A 26,225-nucleotide genomic window follows, 5' to 3' on the forward strand; every position below is an offset into this window, starting at 1 on the left:
GGCCGGAAGAGAGCGTACGCCGGACACCGACCGGGCCGGCGTCGCATTGCGGGACAGGGCGTGCCATAACGGGAGCAGCCAGCATGACGTCGCCATTGCCGACCGGCGAGCGCATCGCCTGGGTCGATACCGCCAAGGGCATCTGCATCATCCTCGTCGTCATGATGCATGCGACGCTCGGCCTCGGCGAGGCGGTAGGTCGCGAGGGCTGGATGCATGAGGTCGTCGCCTTCGCCAAGCCCTTCCGCATGCCCGACTTCTTCCTCGTCTCCGGCCTCTTCCTCGGCCGGGCCGTGGCGCGCGACTGGCGCACCTTCGCCGACCGGCGCATCGTGCATTTCCTCTATTTCTACCTTGTCTGGTATGTCATCCAGTTCGCCATGAAGGGCTGGGGCCTCGCCGGCGGCGATCCGGCCGAGCTTGTCCGCCTCTTCGCGCTCGGCTTCATCGAGCCCTTCGGCACCCTGTGGTTCATCTACATGCTCGCCGTCTATTCGGTGGCGGTGAAGCTGCTGCGCCGCCTGCCGCCGGCCGTGCTCCTCGCCGGCGCCGCCGCCCTGCAGATCGCCCACGTCGAGAGCGGCTGGCTCGTGATCGACGCCTTCGCCGCCTATTTCGTCTATTTCGCCGCCGGCTATGTCCTCGCCCCGCGTGTCTTCGCCATTGCCGCCTGGGCGGGCCGCAACGCGGCGCTCGCGCTCCTCGGGCTCGCCCTCTGGGCGCTCGTCAACGGTTTCGCCGCCTTCGCGCCGAGCGGGGTGAGCGGCCACGCGACGGTCGCGGCCCTGCCGGGGGTGAGCCTGGTCCTCGGTCTCGCCGGCGCCATCGCCATCACGGCCATCGCCGCGCTGCTCGTCGCGCGCGGCCTCGCCGGCCCGCTGACCTATTGCGGCGAGCGCTCCATCGTCGTCTATCTCGCCTTCTTCCTGCCCATGGCGGTGATGCGCCTCATCCTCGTCAAGACCGGCCTCGTCGAGGTCATCGGCGTCGGCTGGGGCGCCGCCGTCGTCACGGCGGCGGGGGTCGTTGCGCCCCTCATCTTCGAGCGGCTGATCCGCGGCACGATGCTCGACGCGCTTTTCGTGCGGCCGCGGGCCTGCCACATCGCCGCGCCGGCACGCCTCGCGACGGCCGGCTAAAGGCGGCTTTCCGGGACGGCGAGCGAAACGGATCGCGAACGCGGACAAGGCGTGGCATAGTCCCGCCCCGACCTTACCGGCGATTCCCGAAAAGCATCCGTCCGAGAGCCATGTCCGAGCAAGCCGCCCCCGCCGTTGCCGTCCACGCCGCCCGTGCGCTGAAGCCGGGGGATCACGTCTTTCTCGTCGACGGCTCATCCTTCGTCTTCCGCGCCTATTTCCAGTCCATGAACCAGGACCGGAAATACAACTACCGCTCGGACGGCCTGCCCACCGGTGCCGTGCGCCTGTTCTGCACCAAGTTGTTCCAGTTCATCCGCGAGGGCGCGGTCGGCATCGTCCCGACCCATCTCGCCATCATCTTCGACAAGTCGGAGCAGTCCTTCCGCAAGGAAATCTATCCGCCCTACAAGGCAAACCGGCAGGAACCGCCGGAAGATCTCATCCCGCAGTTCCCGCTGATGCGCGAGGCGGTCCGCGCTTTCGGCCTCAAGCCGGTGGAGCAGGACCGCTACGAGGCGGACGATCTCATCGCCACCTATGCGCGCGAGGCGACGGAGGCCGGCGCCGACGTGCTCATCATCTCCGCAGACAAGGACCTCATGCAACTCATCCGGCCCGGTGTCGCCATGTACGACCCGGCCTCCGGCACCCAGTCGAAGGGCAGCTTCCGGCCCGAGCGGCGTATCGGCCGCGACGAGGTGCTGGAATATTTCGGCGTCGAGCCGCACAAGGTGGTCGACGTGCAGGCGCTCGCCGGCGATTCGACCGACAACGTGCCCGGCGCTCCCGGCATAGGCATCAAGACGGCCGCCCAGCTCATCGCAGAATACGGCGATCTCGACACGCTCATCGCGCGCGCAGGCGAGATCAAGCAGCCCAAGCGGCGCGAGACGCTGACGAACCCGGACATCGTCGAGCAGATCCTCATCTCCCGTCGGCTCGTCTCGCTCGTCGACGACGTGGCCGTGGAAACCCCGCTCGCCGACCTCGCGCTCGTGCCGCCGGATCCGCGGAACCTCGTCGCCTTCCTGAAGGCGATGGAGTTCACAACCATCACCAGGCGCGTTGCCGAGCTCTACGAAATCGACATCGCCGCCGTTGAGCCAGACGCGCGCCTCGCCGCCCCAGGCGCCGGCCTTGGCTGGAGCCCCGGCGAGACGGCCGCGGCAACCGCGCCTGCCACCCCGTCGGCCGCATCGGCCCGGCCAGGCGACGAACTCCTCGTCCCGGCCGCTCTCGTCGCGAGCCGCGCGGCCGAGGCCGCCGTCCCGGTCGACCGCAATGCCTACGAGACGGTAACGAGCCTCGCGCGCCTTGACGAATGGATCGCCGAGGCGCGCGAGCGCGGCCATGTCGCCGTCGATACGGAGACGAACTCGGTCGACGCCATGCGGGCCGAACTCGTCGGCTTCTCGCTCGCGACCGATCCCGGCAAGGCCTGCTACGTACCGCTGCAGCACAGAGACGGCGACGACCTCTTCGGCAACGGCCTCGCCGCCGGCCAGCTTCCGTTGCGCGAGGCGGTAGCGCGGCTGAAACCGCTGCTCGAGGACCCTTCCGTCCTCAAGATCGGCCAGAACCTGAAATACGACTGGCTGATCTTCGCCCGCCACGGCATCACGCTGGCGCCCTACGACGACACCATGCTGATTTCCTACGTGCTCGATGCCGGCCGCGGCTTGCACGGCATGGATGCCCTGTCGGAGAAGCATCTCGGCCACACGCCCATCGCCTTCTCGCAGGTCGCCGGTTCCGGCAAGACGCAGGTTACCTTCGACAAGGTGGCGATCGACAAGGCGACCGCCTATGCCGCCGAGGATGCGGACGTCACCTTGCGCCTGTGGCTCGCTCTGAAGCCGCGCCTCGTCGCGGAGAGCCGCACGAGCGTCTACGAGACCCTGGAGCGGCCGATGGTGGCGACGCTGGCACGCATGGAGAGCCGCGGCATTGCCATCGATCGCGCCATCCTCTCGCGTCTGTCCGGCGAGTTCGCCCAGAAGCTCGCCGGGCTCGAGGAGGAGATCTATGCCCTGGCCGGCGAGCGCTTCACCATCGGCAGCCCCAAGCAATTGGGCGACATCCTCTTCGGCAGAATGGGCCTGCCCGGCGCCAGGAAGACGAAGACCGGCCAGTGGGCGACCGGCGCCGGGGTGCTGGAGGACCTCGCCGCCGAGGGCCATCCGCTGCCGTCGAAGATCCTCGAATGGCGGCAGCTCGCCAAGCTGAAGTCCACCTACACCGATGCGCTGCCCGGCTACGTCAATCCCGAGACGCACCGCGTGCACACGTGCTTCTCGCTCGCCGCGACCACGACCGGGCGGTTGTCATCATCGGAGCCGAACATCCAGAACATCCCGGTGCGCACGGAAGAAGGGCGCAAGATCCGCACCGCCTTCGTCGCGTCGCCGGGCACGAAGCTCGTATCGGCCGACTACAGCCAGATCGAGCTGCGCGTCCTTGCACATATCGCCGACATCCCGCAGCTGCGGCAGGCCTTCGCCGACGGCATCGACATTCACGCCATGACCGCCTCGGAGATGTTCGGCGTGCCGGTGAAGGGCATGGACCCCCTGGTGCGCCGGCGCGCCAAGGCCATCAACTTCGGCATCATTTACGGCATCTCGGCCTTCGGTCTCGCTAACCAGCTCGGCATCCCGCGCGAGGAGGCCTCGGCCTATATCAGGAAATATTTCGAGCGCTTCCCCGGCATCCGCGACTACATGGACGAGACCAAGCGCTTCTGCCGCGAGAACGGCTATGTAACGACGCTGTTCGGCCGCATCTGCCATTATCCGCAGATCAGGTCGTCCAACCCCTCCGAGCGCGCCTTCGTCGAGCGCCAGGCGATCAATGCCCCGATCCAGGGCACTGCCGCCGACATCATCCGTCGCGCCATGGTGCGCATGGACGAGGCGCTCGAGAAGGCGGGCCTCAATGCGCGCATGCTGCTGCAGGTTCACGACGAACTCGTTTTCGAGGTGCCGGAGAGCGAGGTCGACAGGACGCTGCCGGTCATCACCCATGTGATGCGCGAGGCGCCCAAGCCCGCCGTGGCGCTCGCCGTGCCGCTCGAGGTCGAGGCGAGAGCCGCGAGCAATTGGGAAGAGGCGCATTGAACCGCGGCTGCGGACGCTTCCAGCAGGGCGCCACCATGCCCCGCAGGGCGAGACGGTGGTTTTCGGCTGACAGGCAGAAGCAGGTCAAAAGGGCCGCGCCCGGACAAGCGTGGGCATGACGGGGAGGCCATTCGGCTCAGCGGATATCAGCCACGTCCACCTGGGCGATGCCGAGCGCCGCGAACGCCGCCTCGGTCGCGGCCAGCGACCCGTCGAGATCGATAGCGCGGCAGGCGTCCTCGACGACGGTGACCGCGAAGCCGTGGCCGTGCGCGTCCTCGGCCGAGTAGCGCACGCAGAAGTCGAGCGCGAGGCCGGCGAGGAAGACGCGCCTCAGGCCCCGCTCCTTGAGATAGCCGCCGAGCCCCGTCGGCGTCATGCGGTCGTTCTCGTAGAAGGCCGAGTAGGAATCGATCGCCGGGTCGAAGCCCTTGCGCAGGATGAGTTCGGCATGGGGCACGTCGAGGTCCGGGTGGAATTCGGCGCCCGGCGTGTCTTCGACGCAATGGTCCGGCCACAGCACCTGCGGTCCGTAGGACATCTCGACGGTCTCAAAGGGCCTGCGGCCGGGATGGGCCGACGCGAAGGACAGGTGGCCCGGCTTGTGCCAGTCCTGCGTCAGGATGACGTGGGCGAAGCGCCGCGCCAGCGCATTGACCACCGGCACGATGGCGTTGCCGCCATCGACGGCCAGCGCCCCGCCGGGGCAGAAGTCGTTCTGCATGTCTACGACGAGGAGGACGTCCGTTTCGTCGACCTTGATACCCGCCATGACCCGCCCCTGTTCGCGTCCCCAGCATCCGGCGCGCCGGACACTCCGTCAATCCCCGCCATTGACACGGCCGCCAATGGCTGGGAAGAACGCGCCAACCGTGGTTCCAGGCTGCCGGAGCCGGCGAGGCCTGTCCTCCCTGCCATCCGCCGCCGCAAAATTTTTCGATGTCCCATGCATAGCCCCCTCGTCAACGGCGGGCCCGCCGACCCCATCGCGCGGCGGCGCACCTTCGCCATCATCTCCCACCCGGATGCGGGCAAGACGACGCTCACCGAGAAGCTGCTGCTCTTCGGCGGCGCCATCCAGCTCGCCGGCGAGGTCAAGGCCAAGCGCAACCGCGTGCAGACGCGCTCGGACTGGATGGGCATCGAGCGCGAACGCGGCATCTCGGTCGTCACCTCGGTGATGACCTTCGAGTACGGCGGCTGCGTGTTCAACCTGCTCGACACGCCGGGTCACGAGGACTTCTCGGAGGACACCTACCGCACGCTCACCGCCGTCGATGCCGCCGTCATGGTCATCGACGCGGCCAAGGGCATCGAGGCGCGCACGCGCAAGCTCTTCGAGGTGTGCCGCCTGCGCGACATCCCCATCGTCACTTTCGTCAACAAGCTCGACCGCGAGAGTCGCGACCCCTTCGACCTGCTCGACGAAATCGAGAAGACGCTGGCGCTCGACACCGCCCCCATCAACTGGCCGATCGGCGCCGGCAAGAGCTTCGCCGGCACCTACACCTTCGGCACGAAGACGGTGCGGCGTATCGCCGACGATGAGACCATGACGGTCAGCGGCGCCGAGGATTCGGCTGTGGCAGCACTGTTGCCGGCGCACGAGGCCGGGGCCTGGCAGGAGGAGGCGATGCTCGCCGAGGCCGCGCTGAAGCCCTTCGACCTCGCCGCCTTCCGCGAGGGGCACCTGACGCCCGTCTTCTTCGGCAGCGCCTTGCGCAACTTCGGCATCCGCGAGCTCATCGATGCCATGGCGGCCTATGCCCCCTCCCCGCGCGGGCAGGAGGCGGACAAGCGCACGGTCGAGGCCGACGAGCCGAAGATGACTGGCTTCGTCTTCAAGATCCAGGCGAACATGGACCCCAATCACCGCGACCGCATCGCCTTCATGCGCGTGTGCTCCGGACGGTTGACCCGCGGCATGAAGGCCAAGCTCGTGCGCACCGGCAAGGCTATCAGCCTCAATGCGCCGCAGTTCTTCTTCGCGCAGGATCGCACGGTGGCGGACGAGGCCTATGCCGGCGACGTGGTTGGCATCCCCAACCACGGCACGCTGCGCATCGGCGACACACTCACCGAGGGCGAGGACATCGTCTTCCGCGGCGTGCCGAGCTTCGCCCCCGAGATCTTGCGGCGCATCTCCATCAAGGATGCGATGAAAGCAAAGAAGCTGCGCGAGGCGCTCGAGCAGCTCGCCGAGGAGGGCGTCGTGCAGCTCTTCATCCCCAACGACGGCTCGGGCGCCATCGTCGGCGTTGTCGGCGCGCTGCAGCTCGACGTGCTGATCGAGCGGCTGAAGACGGAATACGGCCTCGACGCCGCCTACGAGACGACGCGTTTCTCCGTCTGCCGCTGGGTGAGCGCGGACGATAAGGCCGAGCTCGACAAGTTCGCCACGGCGAACAATTCCGCCATGGCCGCCGACCTCGACGGGGCGCCGGTTTTCATGGCCTCGAGCCCCTTCTCGCTGCGCTACGACGAGGAGCGCTGGCCCACCATCCGCTTCTCGGACGTGAAGGACTACCAGAAGAAGGCGGCCTGAGGCCGGCCCCTACACGAGCACCGGCCGCTCGGTGCGCTCCTCGAGCTCGAAGACGCGCTTGTAGCGCTCGACCTCGGCCGCCGGGCCCATGGCCTTGGCGGGATTGTCCGAGAGCTTCACGGCCGGGCGGCCGTTGGCCGAAACCACCTTGCAGACGATCGATATGGGATCGAGCGCCCCGTCCGGCGCGAAGCCGCGGAAGTCGTTGGTGAGCAGCGTGCCCCAGCCGAAGCCGAAGCGCATGCGCCCGGCGAAGTGATAATGGATGCGCTCGATGGCGGTGACGTCGAGCGCATCCGAGAAGATGGCGAGCTTCTTGCGCGGGTCCTCGCCGCGCTCGCGCCACCAGCGGATCGCCTCCTCGCCGCCCTCGATCGGATCCTTGGAATCGACGCGGATGCCCGTCCAGCTCGACACCCAGTTCGGCGCGGCGGCCAGGAAATGCGTGGTGCCATAGGTGTCGGGCAGGATGATGAGCAGGTTGCCCTCGTAGTCCTCCTGCCAGTCGCGCAGCACCTGGTAAGGAGCGGCGGCGAGCTCCGCATCGCTGTCGGCGAGCGCCGCATAGACCATCGGCAGTTCGTGCGCGTTCGTGCCGACGGCCTCGACCTCCCGGCGCATGGCGATGAGGCAGTTCGATGTGCCGGTAAAGGCATCGCCCAGCCCCTCGATCATCGCTTGCACGCACCAGTCCTGCCACAGGAAGCCATGCCGGCGGCGCGTGCCGAAATCGGCGATCTGCAGACCGGGAAGGACCTTGAGGCGCTGCACTTTCTCCCATACCCGAGTCATGGCCCGGGCATAGAGCACCTGCAGTTCGAACTTGCCCATGGCGGCGAGTACGGCGCGCGAACGCAGCTCGTTGAGGATGGCGAGCGCCGGGATTTCCCAGAAGGTCGTCTCCAGCCACGGTCCGTCGAACTCGAGCTCGTACTGGCCGTCGCGCAGCCGCAGGTCGTAGGCCGGCAGCTGGAAGCCCTCCAGCCATTCGATGAACTCGGGCGCAAACATCTGGCGCTTGCCGTAGAACATGTTGCCGCGCAGCCAGGTCGATTCCCCGCGGGTGAGCTTCAGGCTGCGGGCATGGTCGAGCTGCTCGCGCAGGGCGCTTTCCTCGACGAGCTCGGCGAGACGGATGTCCTTCGACCGATTGAGGATCGAGAAGGTGACGCGGGTGTCGCGATGGCGCCGGAAGATGGTCTGCGCCATCAGCAGCTTGTAGAAGTCCGTGTCGAGCAGGGAACGGATGATCGGGTCGATCTTCCACTTGTGATTGTAGACACGTGTGGCGATGTCCGTCATGCTCCGGCTCCGTCGGCCCGTCTCATTCGCTGTTCTCCCGTGCCGAAACTAGGCTTTGCCTTGCGTCGCACGCAAGAACGGCACGCGCATGCCGGCGCCGCGTTAGGCGGGTGGCCGTCCTCCCTCGAGGCGCGCCAGAACCTCGTCGGCGATTGCGAGCGAGGCGGTGAGGCCGGGGCTCTCGATGCCGAGGAGATTGACGAGGCCGGCGATTCCATGGGTTTGGGGCCCGTCGATGCGGAAATCGGCGGCCGGCTCTCCCTCGCCCACGATCTTGGGGCGGATCCCGCTGTAGCCGGGCGACAGGGCCTCCTCGTCGAGGCCGGGCCAGTAGCGGCGGATGGCCGCGGCGAAGGCCGCCCGGCGCCCGCCGTCGACCTCGTATCGGATGGCGTCAACCCATTCGGTATCTGGCCCGAAGCGGGCCTGCCCGCCGAGGTCGAGGGTCAGGTGCACGCCAAGGCCGTGGGCGCTGGGCGCCGGATAGATGAGCCGCGAGAAGGGCGCCCGACCGGCGAGGATGAAATAGCTGCCCTTGCAGAAGTGCGTGCGCGGCACCGCATTCGATGACAACCCTGCGATGCAATCCGCCACGTCCGATGCGGAAAGGCCGGCAGCATTGACGAGTTCGCGACAGGCAAGGCGCATGGGCTCAACGCCGCCCGTCCTGACGAGAAACCCTTGGGCAGCAGGCTCGGCCGCGACGAAGGGCGTGTTGAGGGCAACAACGGCGCCAGCGTTCTCGGCGTCGCCCTGTAGCGCCAGCATGTAGGCGTGGCTGTCGAGGATGCCGGTCTGCGGCGACCACAGGGCAGCGACCGCGGTCAGCTCGGGCTCCATGCGCCGCGCCTCGGCGCCGGAGATCATGACGAGGTCCTCGGCGCCGTTGACGCGGCCGCGCTCGGCGATCGTCGCGACGGCGGCGATCTCGTCCTCGCTCGCCGCCACCAGCAGCTTGCCGCAACGGCGGTGCGGCACGCCGCGCGCGGCGCAATAGGCATAGAGCGCGCGCCGGCCTTCGACACAAAGGCGCGCCTTCAGGCTTCCGGGTGGATAATAAAGCCCGGCGTGGATGACCTCACTGTTGCGCGAGGACGTGCCGGTGCCGATGGCACCCTCGCGCTCCAGCACCACGACCGCGCGGCCGGATAGCGCGAGCGCCCGCGCGACGGCCAGCCCGACCACCCCCGCGCCGACGACGATCGCGTCGACAAAATCATCCGCTTCGCTCATCGCCGGCCGAATCTCCCCTGCCCGAGCGCCGTCCTTGGGCGCGTATCTAGCGGTGGCCGGCGCGCCGCGAAAGGCGCTTCTCGCACGGGCCGCCGGCCCGGGCTTGCCACGCGCCGCACCCGGCTGGCACAACGGCGCCGACATGCGGCCGCACCGGCCACGAGGAGATATGGCGATGGATCTTGGACTGAAGGGCAAGCGGGCGCTGGTTCTGGGGGCGAGCCGCGGCCTTGGGGCGGCGATCGCCCGCACGCTGGCGGAAGAGGGCGCGAGCGTCGTCGCGGCCGCGCGCAGCGAGGAGAAGATCAGGGCCTGGGCCGAGGCCCTGCCGGCCGAAACCGGCGGGCGCATCACCGCCGCGCGGCTCGACCTCGCCGACCTCGTCAGCGTCGAGGCGCTCGTCGAGCGGCTGATCGCGGAAGGCGGCGTTGACATCCTCGTCAACAATTCCGGCGGGCCTCCGCCGGCCGATGCGCGCGAGGCCAAGCGCGCCGACTGGCTGGTCCAGTTCGAGGCGATGGCGGCCAACCTGTTCCATCTCACCCAGCGCCTCCTGCCCGGCATGCTGGCGAAGAAGTGGGGCCGCATCATCACCATCGCCTCCTCGGGCGTCGAGCAGCCGATTCCCCGCCTTGCCCTGTCGAACGGCATCCGCTCGGCGGTGGTGGGCTGGTCGAAGACGCTGGCGAGCGAGGTGGCGGGTCAGGGGGTGACGGTGAACGTGGTGCTGCCCGGGCGCATCGAAACCGAGCGGGTGGAAGAGCTCGACGCGGCCAATGCGCAGCGCCAGGGCAAGACGCCAGAGGAGGTGGCGGAAGCCTCCAAGGCGACGATCCCGGCCGGCCGCTACGGCACGCCGCAGGAATTCGCCGATGTGGTCGCCTTTCTCGCGAGCGAGAGAGCCTCCTACGTCACGGGCGCCAAGATCCGCATCGACGGCGGCGCGACCCGCGGCATCTGAGGCGGCAAGGCGAGAAACAACGGTAGCCGGGCTGGCCGCAGCCGTCAGAACCCTTTCCCCGGCTGCAGGGAGAGGGAATGACGCACGGTTCGAAGGATGCTCACGCCGCAGCGCTGTGGGGCTGCGGCGCCGACTGTCCGTAGGCTCGGCCGAAACGGTTGGCGAGGAAGGCATCGAGCGCGATGTCCTCCTGTCGCACAAAGCCCCGCCGCGGCAGTTCGCCCGTCGCCAGCATGTCGAGCACCGCGCAGATGCCCGAGGCCGTGGTGATCTGGATGGCGCTGCGGATGATACCGTTGACGCGCGCGCTGTAGATCTTGTTGGCGTAGGTCTCCTGCACCAGGCGTCCGCCCCGGCGCCCGCTTACGGTGACGAAGATGACGACGACATCCTGCAAGGTCGTCGGCAGCGCGCTTTCGAGAATGTCCTTGAACAGCTCGCGCCGGTGACGCAGGCCGAGGTCATTCAGGAGCGCCTTCATGATGGCACAGTGGCCGGGATAGCGGATGGTGCGGTAGTTGAGCGTGCGCACCCTGCCCTTCAGCGTTTCGCACAGGGTGCCGAGCCCGCCCGAGGTGTTGAAGGCCTCGTAGGTGACGCCGTCGAGCGAGAATTCCTCGCGCTCCTCCAGCGCCGGCACTTCGACCCGTTCGCCCTCGACGATGGCCTCGCACGGCTCGCAATATTCGTTGATGACGCCGTCCGTGCTCCAGGTGAGGTTATAGTTGAGGGCGTTGGACGGATATTGCGGCAGGGCACCGACGCGCATGCGCACGCTGTCGAGCGTGTCGAAGCGCCGGGCGAGGTCGTGGGCGACGATGGAAATGAAGCCCGGCGCCAGCCCGCACTGGGGAATGAACGCACTCTTCGCACTCGCCGCGAGTTCTCTGACGCACCGCGTGCTGGCGACGTCCTCCGTGAGGTCGAGATAGTGCACGCCGGCCTTGGCCGACGCCTGGGCAATGCGCGTCGTCAGGTGATAGGGCGCGGCGCTGAGTACGGCGAATTTCCCCGGGAGCAGCCGGTCGAGCGCTCCGTCCTCGGCGATGTCGAGCCGGACCCTGGCAACGGGCAGGGCAGCGTCGAGCGCGTCGAGTTGGGCCTGATCGCGGTCGACGACCGTCACGTCATAATCGCCGGAGCCCGTCAGCAGGTCGGCGATGGTGGCGCCGATCTTGCCGGCCCCGACGACGAGAATGGCTTTGCGGTCACGCATGGCTGTGGTTCCCCATCTGGCAATTGCCCTCAGGATCGCACCTTGGCCGTCGAATTGAAGATTCCGCTTCGCCGAAACGCGAAGATCGCTTAGTAAAAACGACGATTCGTTCCTGCGAAACGTCGATGGACGACACCGACCGCCAGCTCATCGCCCTCCTGCGCGAGAATGCCCGCACGCCGACGGCCGATCTCGCGCGGCGCCTCAGGCTGTCGCGCACCACGGTGCAGAGCCGCATCGAGCGGCTGGAGCGGCGCGGCATCGTTGCGGGCTATACGGTGCGCCTGGCGGACGATTACGAGCGCGGCCTCGTGCGCGCGCATGTGCTCATCACGGCGCTGCCCAAGTTCGCCCGCAAGGTCGAGGAGGCGCTCGCCGGCATCGTGGAGGTGCGCACCCTCCACTCCATCAGCGGCAGCTACGACATGATCGCCGTCGTCGCGGCGCCCTCGATCGCCGAGCTCGACCAACTCATCGACCACATCGGGGCGCTGGAGGGCGTGGAGCGCACCATGTCCTCGATCATCCTGTCCACACGCATCAGCCGGTAGAGCCTCATGACGGACAACAGGAAAACGGTGGCCGTCATCGGAGCCGGCCCGGCCGGGCTCATGGCGGCGGAAGAGCTGGTGCGGGCCGGCCTTGCCGTCACCGTCTACGAAGGCATGCCCTCGCCGGCGCGCAAGCTCCTCATGGCCGGGCGCGGCGGCCTCAACCTGACGCACGGGGAAGGGCGTGAGGCCTTCCTCGCCCGCTACGGCGCCGCCGAGCCGTGGCTCACCCCGATGATCGAGGCCTTTCCGCCGGCCGCGCTGCGCGCCTGGTGCGAGGGGCTCGGCGAAAAGACCTTCGTCGGCTCGAGCGGGCGCGTCTTCCCGGAGAGCTTCAAGGCCTCGCCGCTCCTGCGCGCCTGGCTACGCCGCCTCGACGGGCTCGGCGTGGCCCTGGCGACGCGCCACCGCTGGCAGGGCTGGGACGGGGACGGACGCCTCCTCCTCGAGAGGGAGGACGGCGATGCGCTTCACCTCGCGCCCGACGCCACATTGCTGGCGCTCGGCGGCGCGAGCTGGCCGCGCCTCGGCTCCGACGGGACGTGGACGGAGATTCTTGCCGCACGCGGCGTCGCGCTCACCCCGCTCGCGCCGGCCAACTGCGGCTTCGAGCATGCGTGGTCGCACCATTTCGCCGAGCGCTTCGCCGGCACGCCGCTGAAGCGCATCGCCATCGGCTTCGACGGCATGAGCGTCATGGGCGAGGCGGTCATCACGCGCGAGGGGCTGGAGGGCGGCGCCATCTATGCCCTGTCGGGGCGGTTGCGGGAGGCCATCGCCGCGCACGGCCCGCAGACGGTGACGCTCGACCTCAGGCCCGATCTCAGCCCGTCGCATCTTGCCGCCCGCCTCGCGCGGCCGCGCGGCAAGCAATCCACCGCCTCCTTTCTGCGCAAGGCGGGCGGCCTGATGCCCGTTGCCGTCAATCTCCTCAGGGAGGTCCTGGGCGAGTTGCCGGCCGAGCCTGCGGCGCTGGCGAAGGCGGCGAAGGCCCTGCCGCTCACCCTCACCGCGCCGCGGCCGATCGCCCGCGCCATCTCCAGCGCCGGCGGCATCCGCCGCGAGGCACTCGACGACAACCTCATGCTGCAGGCCCTGCCCGGCGTCTTCGCCGCCGGCGAGATGCTGGACTGGGAGGCGCCGACCGGCGGCTACCTGCTGCAGGCCACCTTCGCGACCGGGGTGGCCGCTGCCCAGGGCATCCAGCGATGGCTCGGCGTAGAGCAAGCGTCGGGCGAAGCGGGGCCGAAATAGCCCTCCGCATAGACCTTGGCGCCGCGATCGGAAATCCTTTCTTCATCAGGCACAGCGACGTGCAGGGGGCCCCAGGCCGCGCCTGCCGCGCTTTTGGGCAGTTGCCATGCGACACGCCTCGCCCTTGCCCGAAAAAGCGGGACGGCTGCCGCTTGACAGTGCCGCTCATCCAGTTGCAGATTATTTGTATACCAACAAAAAACTGATCGGCATTGCTGATGCCGTCAGAGGGTGAACATCAGTTTCGGGAGGCATCGATGTACCTCCGTCCGCGGACCCTCGACGAAGCGCTCGGCGCGCTCGCGACAACGGGCGCGCAAGTCCTGGCCGGCGGCACGGATGTCTTTCCGGCCCTCGGCGACCGGCCGCAGGCGCGCCCCTTCCTCGACATCTCGGCGCTGCCGGAGCTGCGCGGCATCGGCATGGGGCCGGACCATGTGCGCATCGGCGCCGCAACCACCTGGACCGAGGTCGCGAGGGCAGACCTGCCGCGCGGCTTCGACGCCCTGAAGGCCGCTGCACGCGAGGTCGGCTCCATCCAGATCCAGAACCGCGGCACGATCGCCGGCAATCTCTGCAACGCCTCGCCCGCCGCCGACGGCGTGCCGCCGCTGATCGCGCTCGATGCCGAGGTCGAGCTCGCCTCCCGCGCCGGCATCCGCCGCCTGCCGCTCGCCGCCTTCATCTCGGGCTATCGCCGCACGGAGCGGCGCGAGGACGAGATCGTCACGGCGGTGCTCGTGCCCCATGCCATGACGGATGCCCGCTCCGTCTTCCTCAAGCTCGGCGCGCGGCGCTATCTCGTCATCTCCATCGTCATGGTCGCGGCCATGCTGCGCACCGACGAGACGGGCCGCATCGACGCGGCGCGCGTCGCGGTGGGTTCCTGCTCGGCCGTGGCCCAGCGCCTGCCGGCGCTGGAAGCGGCGCTCATCGGCAAGCCGGCCGCGGCCGGTATCGGCACGGCCGTCGCGGCCGCGCATCTTGCCCCCCTTTCCCCCATTGACGACGTGCGCGCCACCGGTGCCTACCGCGCGGATGCGGCCGAGACGCTCGTCGCCCGCGCGCTCGAAGCCTGCGTGCGCGATGCGGCCAAGGAGGCCGCCTGACATGCTCGACCGGGTTGCCGCAACCGAGAGCCACGCCGGCCTCGCCCTCACCGTGAACGGCCGGACGGTCGAGGTCACCGCCTCGCCCGCCGCGCGCCTCTCCAGGGTGCTGCGCGACGACCTCGGCCTCACGGGCACCAAGGTCGGCTGCGACGCCGGCGACTGCGGCGCCTGCTCCGTGCTCGTCGACGGCGAGGCCGTCTGCTCCTGTCTCGTCGCCGCCGGGCAGGTCGAGGGCTGCAGCGTCACTACTGTCGAAGGCCTGCCGACCGACCACCCCGTCGCCGGGCGCCTCGAGGAAGCCTTTCTACGCCACGGCGCCGCCCAGTGCGGCATCTGCACGCCGGGCATGCTGGTCGCCGCCGTCGCGCTGCTCGCCCGCAACGAACGGCCGGGCGAGGTCGAGGTGCTCGACGCCATCGGTGGCGTGCTCTGCCGCTGCACCGGCTATCGCAAGATCGTCGCCGCCATCCTCGACGTGGCGGCCGAGGCGCGGGCCGAAGTGCTGCCGGAGGGCGGCGAGGCCGTCGGCGCCCGCATCCGCCGTCTCGACGGGCTGAAAAAGGTGCGCGGCACCGACATCTTCGGCGCCGACGAGGCGCCGGCCGATGCGCTCGTCCTCCGGGCCGTGCGCAGCCCCTACCACCGCGCCGCTTTCACCTTCGGCGACATCGACGCCTTCCTCGCCCGCCATCCCGGCATCGTGCGCGTCTTCACGGCGAAGGACGTGCCGGGCGAGAACTGCTACGGCGTCATCCCGCCCTTCGCCGACCAGCCGGTCTTCGCCGAGACGGAGGCGCGCTTCCGCGGCGAGGCTGTGGCGGCCATCGTCGGCGAGGCCGCGGCCATGGCCGCGCTCGACCTGTCCGACTTCCCCGTCACCTGGCAGGAGCTGCCGGCCAATACGACGATCGATGCGGCGCTCGCGGAAGACGCGCCGCTCGTGCACACGGGCCGCGCGGGCAACATCCTCGTCGGCGGCCGCGTCGTCAGGGGCGATGTCGAGGCCGCGCTCGAGAAGGCCGACGTGGTTGTCGACGGCGAATTCGAAACCGGCTTCGTCGAGCACGCCTATATCGAGCCGGAGGCCGGCTTTGCCCGCCGCGTCGGCGAGCGCATCGAGGTGCAGGCCTGCACCCAGGCGCCCTACATGGACCGCGACGACGTCGCCAAGGTGCTCGGCATCGCGCCCGAGGCCGTGCGCATCATACCGACCGCCGTCGGCGGCGGCTTCGGCTCCAAGCTCGACCTCTCGGTGCAGCCCTTCGTCGCCGTCGCCGCGTGGCACCTCGACCGGCCGGTGCGCATGACCTACACGCGCCCCGAGTCGATCATGACGACCACGAAGCGCCACCCGGCGCGTATACGGGCACGGGCCGGCGCGATGAAGGACGGCAGGCTCGTCGGACTCGATTTCCACGGCGACTTCAACACCGGCGCTTATTCCTCCTGGGGCCCGACGGTGGCAAACCGCGTGCCGGTGCACGCCTCCGGTCCCTATTACGTGCCGCATTACCGGGCGTTGACGCGCGCCGTGCACACGCACCTGGTGCCCGCCGGCGCGTTCCGCGGCTTCGGCGTGCCGCAGGCGAGCATCGCGCAGGAGCAACTCTACGACGAGCTCGCCGACAGGATCGGCATGGACCGGCTGGAATTTCGCCTGCGCAACGCGCTGCGCGCCGACCAGCCGACCGTGACCGGCCAGGTGCTCGGCGAAGGCGTCGGCATCCGCGCCTGTTTCGAAGCCCTCGTGCCGCACTGGCAGCGCGCGCGGGCCGAGGCGGCCGCCTTCAATGCGACGAGCGAGCGCAAGGACGACGGCCGGCTGCGCCGCGGCGTCGGCGTCGCCGGCATGTGGTACGGCTGCGGCAACACCTCGTTGCCCAACCCCTCCACCATCCGCGTCGGCCTCAAGCGCGACGGGCGCATCGGGCTGCATCAGGGCGCGGTCGACATCGGCCAGGGCTCCAACACCGTCATCACCCAGATCTGCGCCGACGCGCTCGGCGCGCCGATTGCCCGCTTCGACCTCGTCTCGGCCGACACGGATCTGACGCCCGACTGCGGCAAGACCTCCGCCTCGCGCCAGACCTTCGTGACCGGCAAGGCCGCCGAACTCGCGGGCCGCGCGCTGCGCGCCGCCATCCTGCGCCTCGCCAATGCCGGCGAGGGCGCGACGGTCACTTTCGCCGACGATACGGTCACCGTGCGCGACGGCGGCCACGAGCGCGCCATCGCCCTGGCCGATCTGCCGGCCGACGAGCACGGCTACCTGCTGACCGGCGAAGCCACCTTCGACCCGCCGACGAGCCCGCTCGATGCCGACGGCCAGGGCGTCCCCTACGCCGTCTACGGCTTCGGCGCCCATATGGTGGAGGTCGAGGTTGACACCGCGCTCGGCACGGTGAAGGCCCTCAAGATCACCGCGGCGCACGACGTCGGCCGCGCCATCAACCCGACCCTCGTCGAGGGACAGATCGAGGGCGGCGCCGCGCAGGGCCTCGGCCTCGCCCTCATGGAGGAGTTCTTCCCTGGCAAGGGGGAGAACCTGCACGACTATCTCGTCCCCTCGGCCGGGGACATGCCGCCGGTCGAGTCCATTCTCATCGAGGATGCCTCGCCCATCGGTCCCTTCGGCGCCAAGGGCATCGGCGAACAGGCGCTGATCCCGACCGCCCCGGCCATCCTCAACGCCATTCACGACGCCGCCGGTGTGCGCATCCGCCGCGTGCCGGCAACGCCCGACCGGGTGCGCGCCGCGATTCTCGCCGCCAGAAGCGTACGAGGCTGACATGCAGAACGACCAGGCGGCCGCCCCGGGCGCGGCCAGGGACGACAAGATCCGCTGTGATGCCTGCCCCGTGATGTGCTACATCAAGCCGGGCATGACCGGTGCCTGCGACCGCTACGCCAACCACGAGGGCGAGTTGGTCCGCGTCGACCCGCACGTCGTGCTGGAGCGTACGCTCGCCCAGGGCGGCAACGTGGTGCCCTTCAACAGGGGCGAATGGGACGGCACCATCGTCCAGGGGGAGGAGACCTTCGTTACCGCCATCGGCGCCGGCACCACCTATCCCGACTACAAGCCCGCGCCCTTCATCGTCTCGTCCGAGGTGGACGGAGTGGACATGGTGACGGTCGTCACCGAAGGCATCTTCAGCTATTGCGGCGTCAAGGTGAAGATCGACACCGACCGCCACCTCGGCCCGGAGCAGGCGACCGTGCGCGTCGAGGGTGAGGCCGTCGGCCACGTCACCACCGGCGAATACGGCTCGCAGATGCTGTCGCTCGGCGGCGTGCATCACCTGACCGGCGGCTCGAAGAAGGAGGGCCGCGTCACCTGCGACGCGCTGCTCGACCTGTGTAACGGCAAGGCGGTGGAAATGACCATCGACGACGGCGCCACCGTCGTCGTTCAGGCCGGCAAGCCGCCGATCGTCAACGGCGTCGCTGAGGAGCGCATGCGCGTCGGCTGCGGCTCGGCCACCATCGGCATGTTCGCCAAGCAGTGGCACGGCAAGGTCGACGAGGTGGTGGTAGTCGACGATCACATCACCGGCGTTCTCTCCGAGCACCAGGCCGGCAAGCTGCTCGACATCCCCGAGACCGGCATCAAGATGAAGGGCCGGCGCTCGACCCCGGGCCGCTACTTCCAGGTGGCGGAGCCGGGCACGGGCTGGGGCGGCACCAACATCTCCGATCCCCTGTCGATCCTCGGCCCCTTCGATCCCGAGGTGGCGCGACCGGGCCTCCGGCTCCTCATGGTCTCCACCACCGGCGAGCACCATGCCTATTACGAGCTCGACGAGGCGCTCACGCCGGTCGAGCGCGCGCTGCCCGAGGCGCTCAGCCAGTCGGTCGAGCGCATCAAGGAGAACTGCGAGCCCGCCCTGTGCACCGTGCTCTTCATGGGCGGGGCCGGCGGCTCGCTGCGCGCCGGCGTCACCGAGAACCCAGTTCGCCTCACCCTCTCCGTCAAGGACGCGCTCACCTATGTCACCTGCGGCGGCGCTCCGGTCTATGTCTGGCCTGGCGGCGGCATCACCTTCATGGTGGACGTGACGCGCGTGCCGGAGAACGCCTTCGGCTACGTGCCGACACCGGCCCTCGTCGCGCCCATCGAGTTCACCATGCGGCTGAGCGACTACGAGGCGCTCGGCGGCCATATGGGCGAGGTCCGTCCGGTTTCGTCGCTCGAGCCGGGCGAGGCGCGCCGGCAGGTGCCGCACCGCCTGGACAATCCCTGGCCGCTGTCGCCGCAGAAGGCGAAAAGGTCGCACGGATGAGGGACGCCGCCACCGCCCGCATGCTGCCCGACGGGCGCCGGCTGCACCTGCAGCACGGCCCGATCGACCTCGTCATCGAGGCCTTCGGCGAAGCGGGCGAGGTGGCGCGCGCCTACGAGGCGGCCGCGCGGCGCTTCGCGACCCTGCTCGACGAGCTGTGCGCCGAACTGCCGGCCCTGCGGCGGCAGGCGCGCCCCGGCGATCCGCCGCTCGCCGGCACCGTCGCGCGGCGCATGCAGGGAGCCGTCATGCCCTATGCGGGGGCTGGCTTCATCACGCCCATGGCGGCCGTTGCCGGCGCCGATGCGGACGAGGTCCTCGCCGCCATGCTCACCGTGGCACGGCTCGACAAGGCCTATGTCAACAACGGCGGCGACATCGCGCTCCATCTTAGCGCGGGCAGCACCTTCTCCATCGGCATGGTCGACAGACCGGACGAGCCGGGCCTCTTCGGCACCCTCAGCCTCACCGCTGCGCACGGCGTCGGCGGCATCGCGACGAGCGGCCGGCACGGGCGCAGCTTCTCGCTGGGCATCGCCGACGCGGTCACCGTGCTCGCCCGCGACGCGGCGGCGGCGGATGCGGCCGCAACCATGATCGCCAACGCCGTCGACCTGCCGGGCCATCCCGCCGTCATGCGCGTGCCCGCCTCGGCCCTCGCGCCGGAGAGCGACCTCGGCGAGCGCCCGGTGACGCGCGCCGTGCGCTGCCTCGACGCCATCGACATCGCGGCGGCGCTCGACGCCGGCTGCGGCTTCGCGCAGGCGCTTCTCCACCGCGGACTGATCGTTGCCGCGGCATTGCATTTGCAAGGTCACACGCGAACGGTAGGCTCGCTGCCGGCCGCACCCACCGTCGCGGCGCCCGCGCCGCGGCTGGCTGACACTTTCCGGGAGACGGGTCCGATCCATGCCTGACGTCGATGTCCGCAAGCGCCTGATCACGGTGGAGGAGATCTTCCACGAGGGCGGCCGGCCGGCCGCAAGGCCCCTCAAGCGCGGCGCCATCGTCGCCGTGATCGCCAATCCCTTCGCCGGCCGCCATGTCGAGGACATCGCCGGCTTCATGGACGACCTGAAGCCCCTCGGCCTCGCCATGGCGCGGGACCTCATCGCCGCCCTCGGCGGCGACGTCGCGGCGATCGAGGGCTACGGCAAGGGCGCCATCGTCGGCGCCGCGGGCGAATTGGAGCACGGCGCGCTGTGGCACGTGCCCGGCGGCTATGCCATGCGCGAGGCTCTGGGCGATGCCAAGGCCATCGTGCCCTCGACAAAGAAGGTCGGCGGGCCGGGCGCGCGCCTCGACGTGCCGGTCACGCACATCAACGCTTCCTACGTGCGCAGCCATTTCGACGCCATGGAGGTGGGCATCCCCGATTCCCCGCGCGCCGACGAGATGGCGGTCATTCTCGTCATGACGACGGGGCCGCGCATCCACGCCCGTGTCGGCGGGCTGAAGGCGAGCGAGATCAAGGGAGAGGACGGCCTGAGATGAAGGCGAAGATCCGCAAGATCGCGACATTCGTCGAGGAAACCCACACCGAGATGGGCCGGCTGGTGAGCCCGCCGACCCGAAAGGCCGCGGCTGTCGCCGTGATCGAGAACCCCTTTGCCGGGCGCTATGTCGAGGACCTCGGCGAGCTCATGGACATCGGCGAGGAGCTCGGCGGTCTCCTGGCGGAGAAGGCCGTCGCGGCGCTGGGCATCGAGGGGACTGCGGCCGAGAGCTACGGTAAGGCCGCTCTCGTCGGCGAGAACGGGGAACTGGAGCACGCCGCCGCCATCCTGCACCCGCGCATGGGCACACCCGTGCGCAAGGTGCTGGGCAAGGGTGCGGCCCTCATTCCTTCGTCGAAGAAGCGAGGCGGGCCGGGCGCGGTGCTCGACATCCCGCTCGGCCACAAGGATGCCGCCTATGTGCGCAGCCACTTCGACGGCATGGAGGTGAGCCTCAATGACGCGCCGCGGGCCGGCGAAATCCTGGTGGCGGTCGCCGTCACCGATTCCGGCCGACCGCTGCCGCGCGTCGGCGGGCTGACGAAACAAGAGATCAAGGGTGAGGACGGCTTGCGCTGACGGTCCAGACCAGAGGGGACGGGCGCGGACGACAACGGGAGAGAGCACATGCGGACGAGATTGCGAAAATCGGTAGCCTTTGCAGCCCTGGCCATTGTCGCGGCCACCGGCGTCGCCCGAGCCCAGGGCGAGATCAAGATCGGCGAGATCAACAGCTATTCGGCCCTGCCGGCCTTCACCGAGCCCTACCGCAAGGGCTGGCAGCTCGCCATCGAGGAGATCAATGCCAAGGGCGGCGTCGACGGCAAGAAGCTCGTCGTCATTTCCAAGGACGACGCCGGCAAGCCGGCCGAGGCCGTGACGGCTGCCAACGAGCTCGTCTCGCGCGAGGGCGTGGCGCTCATCACCGGCACCTTCTTCTCGCACATCGGCCTGGCCGTGGCCGATTTCGCCAAGCAGAAGCAGGTGTTCTTCATGGCGGCCGAGCCGCTGACGGACGCCATCACCTGGTCCAAGGGCAACGACTACACCTTCCGCCTGCGTCCCTCCAACTACATGCAGGCGGCGATGCTGGCCGAAGAGGCGGCCAAGCTGCCGGCCAAGCGCTGGGCGACGGTGGCGCCGAACTACGAATACGGCCAGTCGGCCGTCGCCGTGTTCAAGGAGCTTCTCTCGAAGGCCCGCCCGGACATCGAATGGGTGGACGAGCAGTGGCCGCCGCAAGGCAAGATCGACGCCGGCGCGGTGGCGCAGGCCCTGCTCGCGTCGAAACCCGAAGCCATCCTCAACGTCACTTTCGGCGCCGACCTGGTGAAATTCGTGCGCGAGGGTAACACCCGCGGTCTCTTCAAGGACCGTTCGGTCGTCAGCTTCCTCACCGGCGAACCGGAATATCTCGACCCGCTCAAGGACGAGACTCCCAAGGGCTGGATCGTCACCGGCTACCCCTGGTACGACATCAAGACGCCGGAACACGACGCCTTCCTCAAGGCCTACCAGGCGAAGTTCAACGATTATCCACGCCTTGGCTCCATCGTCGGCTACGGCACGATGAAGGCGGTCGCGGCCGTCCTCGCCAAGGCCGGCTCGACGGAGACCGACAAGCTCGTCGCCGCCGCCAAGGGCGTCGAGGTCGACACGCCCTTCGGCAAGATCGTCTTCCGGGCGACCGACCACCAGTCGACGCTCGGCGCCTATGTCGGCAAGACCGATGTGCGCGACGGCAAGGGCGTGATGGTCGATTCCGTCTATCGCGACGGCGCGAACTACCTGCCGTCCGAAGAGGACGTGAAGCGGCTCCGGCCGCAGGGATGAAGTTGCGGCTGAGGCCTCGGGGAGCGCCGCTGCCGTAACGAGAGCGGCTGTTCCCCTCGCGCTCGGGGGCAGGGGCGGAGGGCGGTACGACCGACGCTCCGCCCCGGGCAGCAGCCCTTGCAGCGCACCCTTTCCCGCCCTCCCACACAGGGCGGCGAGGGACCGGGGCACTGTCGCTCACGTTCGTGCAAGCTACCGCCCGAACCTGGCGCATGACGCCGGGGCTGACCAGAACCAGAGGGTCGCGTCCGTGGAATTCATCGTCGTCCAGTTCCTGACAGGCCTCGCCAGCGCGGCCTCCCTGTTCCTCGTCGCGTCCGGCCTGTCGATCATCTTCGGCGTCACGCGCATCGTGAACTTCGCCCACGGCGCCTTCTACATGCTCGGCGCCTATGTGGCCTATACGCTCACGGAGCGCTTCGAGGGCTTCTTCGGCTTCTGGGGCGGCATCGTCGCCGCGGCCCTCGTCGTCGCGGCCGTCGGCGCGCTGCTGGAGATCGTGCTGCTGCGCCGCATCTATCGCGCGCCGGAGCTGTTCCAGCTGCTCGCCACCTTCGGCGTGACGCTGATGGTGCAGGACCTCGTCGTCATGATCTGGGGGCCGGAGGACCTCGTAGGCCCGCGGGCGCCGGGCCTGCGCGGCGCCGTCGATATCCTCGGTCTCGCGGTGCCCACCTACGACCTCTTCCTCATCGTGCTCGGCCCGCTCGTTCTCGGCGGCCTGTGGATCCTCTTCCACCGCACGCGCTGGGGCGTGCTCGTGCGCGCGGCGACACAGGACCGCGACATGGTGGCGGCCCTCGGTGTCAACCAGACCTGGCTGTTCACCTCGGTCTTCGCGCTCGGGATCTTCCTCGCCGGCCTCGGCGGCGCGCTGCAGATCCCGCGCAACGCCGTCACCCATCTCATGGACCTTTCGATCATCGTCGAGGTCTTCGTCGTCGTCGTCATCGGCGGCCTCGGCAGCGTGCTCGGCGCCTTCATCGCCGCCGTGCTCGTCTCGGAACTCAACGCCTTCGGCATCCTGATCTTCCCCAAGATCTCGATCGTCCTCGTCTTCCTTGTCATGGCCTGCGTGCTCATCGTGCGGCCATGGGGCCTGCTCGGGCGCCCCGAAGGGCCGGCGCGCCAGCCGGCCGGGCTCAGCATCCGCCCGTGGCAGCCGATGAGCCAGAACCAGCGCCTCGTCATGCTCGCCGTCGTCGTCGCCGCGGGTTTTGCGCCCTTCGTCACCGGCGACTACGCGCTGACGGTGCTGGCCGAGATCGCCGTCTTCGCCCTCTTCGCGGCGAGCCTGCACTTCCTGATGACGGTCGGCGGCCTCGCCTCCTTCGGCCATGCGGCCTATTTCGGCCTCGGCGCCTATGGCGCGGCCTTCGCCACCACCATGTTCGGCATGCCGATGATCGGCTCGCTCCTGCTCGGGCCGCTGCTCGGGGTGGCCGGCGCCATCCTCTTCGGCTGGTTCTGCGTGCGCCTGTCGGGTGTCTATTTTGCCATGCTGACGCTCGCCTTCGCGCAGATCGCATGGTCCGTCGCCTTCCAGTGGGTCGAGGTCACCGGCGGCGACAACGGCATCCTCGGCGTGTGGCCGGCGAGCTGGGCCGCTAGCCCCGCCGCCTTCTACTGGCTCGCCCTCGCCGTCTCCGTCGCCGGCATCGTGGCGCTGCGCGTACTCGTCTTCTCGCCCTTCGGCTACGCGCTCAGGGCAACGCGCGATTCCGCCCTGCGCTCGGAGGCGATCGGCATCGACCGCTCGCGCGTGCAGTGGGCCGCCTTCGTCATCGCCGGAACGTTCGCGGGCATCGCTGGGGCGCTCTTCGCCTTCCTGAAGGGCAGCGTCTTCCCGGACAACCTCGCCATCCCGATGTCGGTCGACGGCCTCGTCATGGTGCTGCTCGGCGGCATCGAGACGGTGTCGGGGGCCGTCGTCGGCGCCATCGTCTACAAGGCGCTCGCCATCTGGCTCGTCAGCCAGACGGACCTGTCGAAGCTCGTGCTCGGCGCCATCATCGTGCTGCTCGTCGTCGCCTTCCCCAAGGGCATCGTCGGCTTCGCGGAGGACCTCCTGGCCCGCCGCCGCGCCAAGGCCGACGACGGCGGCGCCGCGGCGCGGACCACACCCGCCAAGGCACCCGCCAAGGCGCCCGCTGCGACCTCCGGCAGCGGCGCCGCCCCGATCGCCGCCCCCAAGATGGAGGCCGCACGATGAGCGCGCCCATCCTCGAAGTCGAGAAGCTGTCGAAGTCCTATGGCGGCGTGCATGCGGTCAGAGGCGTTTCCTTCACCCTCGCCGCCGGCGAGATCCTCGCCCTCATCGGCCCCAACGGCGCCGGCAAGAGCACGTGCTTCAACATGCTCAACGGCCAGATCGGCCGCGATACGGGCTCGGTGAAGATCCTTGGCCGCGACACGACGGGCCTGCGTCCGCGCGAGATCTGGCGCCTCGGCGTCGGCCGCACCTTCCAGATCACCGCCACCTATCCCTCGATGACCGTGCGCGAGAACGTGCAGGTCGCGCTGCTCTCGCACCACCGCGAGCTCGGTCGCCTGTTCGGCTTTGCTGGCGCGCGCCACCGCGCCGAGGCCGACCGGCTGCTCGGACTCGTCGGCATGCGCGACCTCGCGGAGCGACCGTGCGGCGAGCTCGCCTATGGCGACCTGAAGCGCCTCGAACTCGCCATCGCCCTCGTGAATGAGCCGAAGCTCCTCCTGATGGACGAGCCAACGGCCGGCATGGCACCGAGGGAGCGGGTCGCGCTGATGCGCCTTACCGCGACGATCGCGCGCGAGCAGTCGATCGGCGTGCTCTTCACCGAGCACGACATGGACGTGGTCTTCGAGCATGCCGACCGGATCATGGTGCTGAACCGCGGCAGCCTCATTGCGGGCGGCACGCCGGCGGAGGTGCGCAACAACCCGGACGTCAAGGCCGTGTATCTCGGCGAAGGCAGCGTCTACGGCGGAGAGGCCGCGGCATGAAACTCGAAGTCCACCAGCTCAACAGCTTCTACGGGCCCGCCCATATCCTCTTCGACGTCGACATCAATGTCGGCGCCGGAGAGGTGGTGGCTCTGCTCGGCCGCAACGGTGCCGGAAAGTCCACCACCTTCCGCTCCATCGTCGGGCTCGTCGCCCGGCGCGAGGGGCGCATCCTCTTCGAGGGCGAGGACATCACGGCGCGCCCGACGCACGAGATCGTGCGCCGCGGCCTCGGCTACGTGCCCGAGGACCGGCGCATCTTCACCGAGCTGACGGTCGAGGAGAACCTCATGGTCGGCGAGCAGCCGGAGCGGACGGGCGCCCCCCGCTGGACGCCGGAGAAGCTCTATGCGCTCTTTCCCAATCTCGGCGAGATGCGGGGGCGCCTTGGCGGACGCATGAGCGGCGGCGAGCAGCAGATGCTGACCATCGCCCGCACGCTCATGGGCAACCCTTCCCTCGTCCTCCTCGACGAGCCGTCGGAGGGGCTCGCCCCCAAGATCGTCGAAGAGATGGCGAACGCCATCCTCGCCATGAAGAACGAGGGCCTCAGCATCGTCCTGTCGGAGCAGAACCTGCATTTCGCGCGGCTGATCTCGGACAGGGCCTATATCATCGAAAGCGGGCGCATCCGCTTCGGCGGCACGATTCGCGAGCTCGAGGAGAGCCCCGACATTCGTGACGCTTATCTTGCAGTGTGATAGGCGGCGAGAGATCGCCGCCCGGACCGGAGTATCGATGACCTCAGCCGTTTCGATGCCAGCCTATGTTCTCGACGAGCAGATCGGCTTCATCCTGCGCCAGGTGAGCCAGCGCCACACGACCATCTTCATGACCATGATGGGCGAGGACCTGACTCCGACCCAATGGGCTGCGCTCGCCAAGCTCCACCAGGCCGGCCCGCTGTCGCAGAACCTCCTCGGCCGGCAGACGGCCATGGACGCCGCCACCATCAAGGGCGTCGTCGACCGGCTGACGAAGCGCGGCCTGACCGGGACGAGCCCCGACCCCGACGATGGCCGGCGCCTGCTCGTGGCCCTGACGCCGGAGGGCGAGGCGACCGTCGCACGCTGCCTGCCCCGGGCCGCCGCCATCTCCGAGGAAACGCTGAAGGAACTGAGCGCCGCGGAACGCGCGACGCTGATCGCCCTGCTGCAGAAGATGCTCTGACGCGCTTCCGGCCCCGCGGCCGGAAACGC

21 protein-coding genes are annotated in these 26,225 nt (G+C 69.3%); 17 read left to right on the forward strand and 4 right to left on the reverse strand.

Annotation, left to right across the window (positions count from 1 at the left end; translation table 11 throughout):
* Positions 1–83 precede the first annotated feature (83 nt).
* Together ASC46_RS11350 and polA are read left to right on the forward strand one after the other, a co-directional pair.
* Complete coding sequence (locus tag ASC46_RS11350) at positions 84–1,139, forward strand: acyltransferase family protein (protein ID WP_055459431.1); 1,056 nt, start codon at positions 84–86, stop codon at positions 1,137–1,139.
* Between the two features lie 110 nt (positions 1,140–1,249).
* On the forward strand, positions 1,250–4,258 hold the full coding sequence (gene polA, locus ASC46_RS11355) for a DNA polymerase I (protein WP_055459432.1): 3,009 nt from the start codon (positions 1,250–1,252) through the stop codon (positions 4,256–4,258).
* Between the two features lie 136 nt (positions 4,259–4,394).
* On the opposite strand, the gene pncA is transcribed toward polA, so the two are convergent.
* The gene (gene pncA / locus ASC46_RS11360) at positions 4,395–5,030 is read right to left on the reverse strand and encodes a bifunctional nicotinamidase/pyrazinamidase (protein WP_055459433.1); all 636 of its coding nucleotides are present in this window, start codon (positions 5,028–5,030) and stop codon (positions 4,395–4,397) included.
* Between the two features lie 174 nt (positions 5,031–5,204).
* Between pncA and ASC46_RS11365 the strand changes: the two genes are divergently transcribed.
* Complete coding sequence (locus ASC46_RS11365) at positions 5,205–6,803, forward strand: peptide chain release factor 3 (RefSeq protein ID WP_055459434.1); 1,599 nt, start codon at positions 5,205–5,207, stop codon at positions 6,801–6,803.
* A 9-nt stretch (positions 6,804–6,812) separates the two neighbouring features.
* Here ASC46_RS11365 and pncB read toward each other — a convergent pair whose 3' ends face one another.
* Both pncB and ASC46_RS11375 read right to left on the reverse strand, forming a co-directional pair.
* Entirely contained in the window at positions 6,813–8,105 is a 1,293-nt protein-coding gene (gene pncB, locus ASC46_RS11370; RefSeq protein WP_055459435.1) for a nicotinate phosphoribosyltransferase, read from the reverse strand.
* Between the two features lie 102 nt (positions 8,106–8,207).
* Entirely contained in the window at positions 8,208–9,338 is a 1,131-nt protein-coding gene (locus ASC46_RS11375) for an NAD(P)/FAD-dependent oxidoreductase (protein ID WP_055459436.1), read from the reverse strand.
* A 175-nt stretch (positions 9,339–9,513) separates the two neighbouring features.
* Here ASC46_RS11375 and ASC46_RS11380 point away from each other — a divergent pair, with 175 nt between their 5' ends.
* Positions 9,514–10,299, forward strand: coding sequence for an SDR family oxidoreductase (locus ASC46_RS11380; protein ID WP_055459635.1), 786 nt, complete (start codon positions 9,514–9,516; stop codon positions 10,297–10,299).
* A 100-nt stretch (positions 10,300–10,399) separates the two neighbouring features.
* On the opposite strand, the gene ASC46_RS11385 is transcribed toward ASC46_RS11380, so the two are convergent.
* Positions 10,400–11,515, reverse strand: coding sequence for a saccharopine dehydrogenase family protein (locus ASC46_RS11385; protein ID WP_055459437.1), 1,116 nt, complete (start codon positions 11,513–11,515; stop codon positions 10,400–10,402).
* 125 nt (positions 11,516–11,640) lie between these two features.
* On the opposite strand from ASC46_RS11385, the gene ASC46_RS11390 reads away from it, so the two are divergent.
* From ASC46_RS11390 to ASC46_RS11450, 13 genes are all read left to right on the forward strand, one after another.
* Positions 11,641–12,066, forward strand: a complete 426-nt coding sequence (locus tag ASC46_RS11390) for an Lrp/AsnC family transcriptional regulator (RefSeq protein ID WP_055459438.1) — start codon at positions 11,641–11,643, stop codon at positions 12,064–12,066.
* A 6-nt stretch (positions 12,067–12,072) separates the two neighbouring features.
* Positions 12,073–13,320, forward strand: coding sequence for a TIGR03862 family flavoprotein (locus ASC46_RS11395; protein WP_055459439.1), 1,248 nt, complete (start codon positions 12,073–12,075; stop codon positions 13,318–13,320).
* Between the two features lie 257 nt (positions 13,321–13,577).
* Positions 13,578–14,429, forward strand: a complete 852-nt coding sequence (locus tag ASC46_RS11400) for an FAD binding domain-containing protein (protein WP_055459440.1) — start codon at positions 13,578–13,580, stop codon at positions 14,427–14,429.
* A gap of 1 nt (position 14,430) precedes the next feature.
* Complete coding sequence (locus tag ASC46_RS11405) at positions 14,431–17,220, forward strand: molybdopterin-dependent oxidoreductase (protein WP_055459441.1); 2,790 nt, start codon at positions 14,431–14,433, stop codon at positions 17,218–17,220.
* Between the two features lies 1 nt (position 17,221).
* The gene (locus ASC46_RS11410) at positions 17,222–18,715 is read left to right on the forward strand and encodes a hypothetical protein (protein ID WP_055459442.1); all 1,494 of its coding nucleotides are present in this window, start codon (positions 17,222–17,224) and stop codon (positions 18,713–18,715) included.
* A complete protein-coding gene (locus tag ASC46_RS11415) occupies positions 18,712–19,632 on the forward strand; it encodes a UPF0280 family protein (RefSeq protein WP_055459443.1) in 921 nt (306 codons plus the stop codon). The genes ASC46_RS11410 and ASC46_RS11415 overlap by 4 nt, the downstream gene beginning before the upstream one ends.
* Positions 19,625–20,209 (forward strand): amino acid synthesis family protein, encoded by a 585-nt coding sequence (locus tag ASC46_RS11420; protein ID WP_055459444.1) that lies wholly within the window; start codon positions 19,625–19,627, stop codon positions 20,207–20,209. The genes ASC46_RS11415 and ASC46_RS11420 overlap by 8 nt, the downstream gene beginning before the upstream one ends.
* Positions 20,206–20,790, forward strand: a complete 585-nt coding sequence (locus ASC46_RS11425) for an amino acid synthesis family protein (RefSeq protein ID WP_055459445.1) — start codon at positions 20,206–20,208, stop codon at positions 20,788–20,790. Before ASC46_RS11420 ends, ASC46_RS11425 begins: the two co-directional genes overlap by 4 nt.
* Before the next feature lie 48 nt (positions 20,791–20,838).
* Positions 20,839–22,044: an ABC transporter substrate-binding protein gene (locus tag ASC46_RS11430; RefSeq protein ID WP_055459446.1), complete on the forward strand. Its 1,206-nt coding sequence runs from the start codon at positions 20,839–20,841 to the stop codon at positions 22,042–22,044.
* Between the two features lie 250 nt (positions 22,045–22,294).
* Positions 22,295–24,256 (forward strand): ABC transporter permease, encoded by a 1,962-nt coding sequence (locus ASC46_RS11435; RefSeq protein ID WP_245280534.1) that lies wholly within the window; start codon positions 22,295–22,297, stop codon positions 24,254–24,256.
* On the forward strand, positions 24,253–25,026 hold the full coding sequence (locus tag ASC46_RS11440) for an ABC transporter ATP-binding protein (RefSeq protein WP_055459448.1): 774 nt from the start codon (positions 24,253–24,255) through the stop codon (positions 25,024–25,026). Before ASC46_RS11435 ends, ASC46_RS11440 begins: the two co-directional genes overlap by 4 nt.
* The gene (locus tag ASC46_RS11445; protein WP_055459449.1) at positions 25,023–25,727 is read left to right on the forward strand and encodes an ABC transporter ATP-binding protein; all 705 of its coding nucleotides are present in this window, start codon (positions 25,023–25,025) and stop codon (positions 25,725–25,727) included. Before ASC46_RS11440 ends, ASC46_RS11445 begins: the two co-directional genes overlap by 4 nt.
* Positions 25,728–25,764: 37 nt before the next feature.
* Positions 25,765–26,196, forward strand: coding sequence for a MarR family winged helix-turn-helix transcriptional regulator (locus tag ASC46_RS11450; protein ID WP_055459450.1), 432 nt, complete (start codon positions 25,765–25,767; stop codon positions 26,194–26,196).
* Positions 26,197–26,225: the final 29 nt, after the last annotated feature.

Origin of the sequence: Chelatococcus sambhunathii, from assembly GCF_001418005.1 — a bacterium.
Taxonomy (GTDB): Bacteria; Pseudomonadota; Alphaproteobacteria; order Rhizobiales; family Beijerinckiaceae; genus Chelatococcus_A; species Chelatococcus_A sambhunathii.

Coding starts and splice junctions, on each gene's coding strand:
- ASC46_RS11350 (WP_055459431.1), top strand. CDS start 84: ATGACGTCGCCATTGCCGACCGGCGAGCGCATCGCCTGGGTCGATACC.
- polA (WP_055459432.1), top strand. CDS start 1,250: ATGTCCGAGCAAGCCGCCCCCGCCGTTGCCGTCCACGCCGCCCGTGCG.
- pncA (WP_055459433.1), bottom strand. CDS start 5,030: ATGGCGGGTATCAAGGTCGACGAAACGGACGTCCTCCTCGTCGTAGAC.
- ASC46_RS11365 (WP_055459434.1), top strand. CDS start 5,205: ATGCATAGCCCCCTCGTCAACGGCGGGCCCGCCGACCCCATCGCGCGG.
- pncB (WP_055459435.1), bottom strand. CDS start 8,105: ATGACGGACATCGCCACACGTGTCTACAATCACAAGTGGAAGATCGAC.
- ASC46_RS11375 (WP_055459436.1), bottom strand. CDS start 9,338: ATGAGCGAAGCGGATGATTTTGTCGACGCGATCGTCGTCGGCGCGGGG.
- ASC46_RS11380 (WP_055459635.1), top strand. CDS start 9,514: ATGGATCTTGGACTGAAGGGCAAGCGGGCGCTGGTTCTGGGGGCGAGC.
- ASC46_RS11385 (WP_055459437.1), bottom strand. CDS start 11,515: ATGCGTGACCGCAAAGCCATTCTCGTCGTCGGGGCCGGCAAGATCGGC.
- ASC46_RS11390 (WP_055459438.1), top strand. CDS start 11,641: ATGGACGACACCGACCGCCAGCTCATCGCCCTCCTGCGCGAGAATGCC.
- ASC46_RS11395 (WP_055459439.1), top strand. CDS start 12,073: ATGACGGACAACAGGAAAACGGTGGCCGTCATCGGAGCCGGCCCGGCC.
- ASC46_RS11400 (WP_055459440.1), top strand. CDS start 13,578: ATGTACCTCCGTCCGCGGACCCTCGACGAAGCGCTCGGCGCGCTCGCG.
- ASC46_RS11405 (WP_055459441.1), top strand. CDS start 14,431: ATGCTCGACCGGGTTGCCGCAACCGAGAGCCACGCCGGCCTCGCCCTC.
- ASC46_RS11410 (WP_055459442.1), top strand. CDS start 17,222: ATGCAGAACGACCAGGCGGCCGCCCCGGGCGCGGCCAGGGACGACAAG.
- ASC46_RS11415 (WP_055459443.1), top strand. CDS start 18,712: ATGAGGGACGCCGCCACCGCCCGCATGCTGCCCGACGGGCGCCGGCTG.
- ASC46_RS11420 (WP_055459444.1), top strand. CDS start 19,625: ATGCCTGACGTCGATGTCCGCAAGCGCCTGATCACGGTGGAGGAGATC.
- ASC46_RS11425 (WP_055459445.1), top strand. CDS start 20,206: ATGAAGGCGAAGATCCGCAAGATCGCGACATTCGTCGAGGAAACCCAC.
- ASC46_RS11430 (WP_055459446.1), top strand. CDS start 20,839: ATGCGGACGAGATTGCGAAAATCGGTAGCCTTTGCAGCCCTGGCCATT.
- ASC46_RS11440 (WP_055459448.1), top strand. CDS start 24,253: ATGAGCGCGCCCATCCTCGAAGTCGAGAAGCTGTCGAAGTCCTATGGC.
- ASC46_RS11445 (WP_055459449.1), top strand. CDS start 25,023: ATGAAACTCGAAGTCCACCAGCTCAACAGCTTCTACGGGCCCGCCCAT.
- ASC46_RS11450 (WP_055459450.1), top strand. CDS start 25,765: ATGACCTCAGCCGTTTCGATGCCAGCCTATGTTCTCGACGAGCAGATC.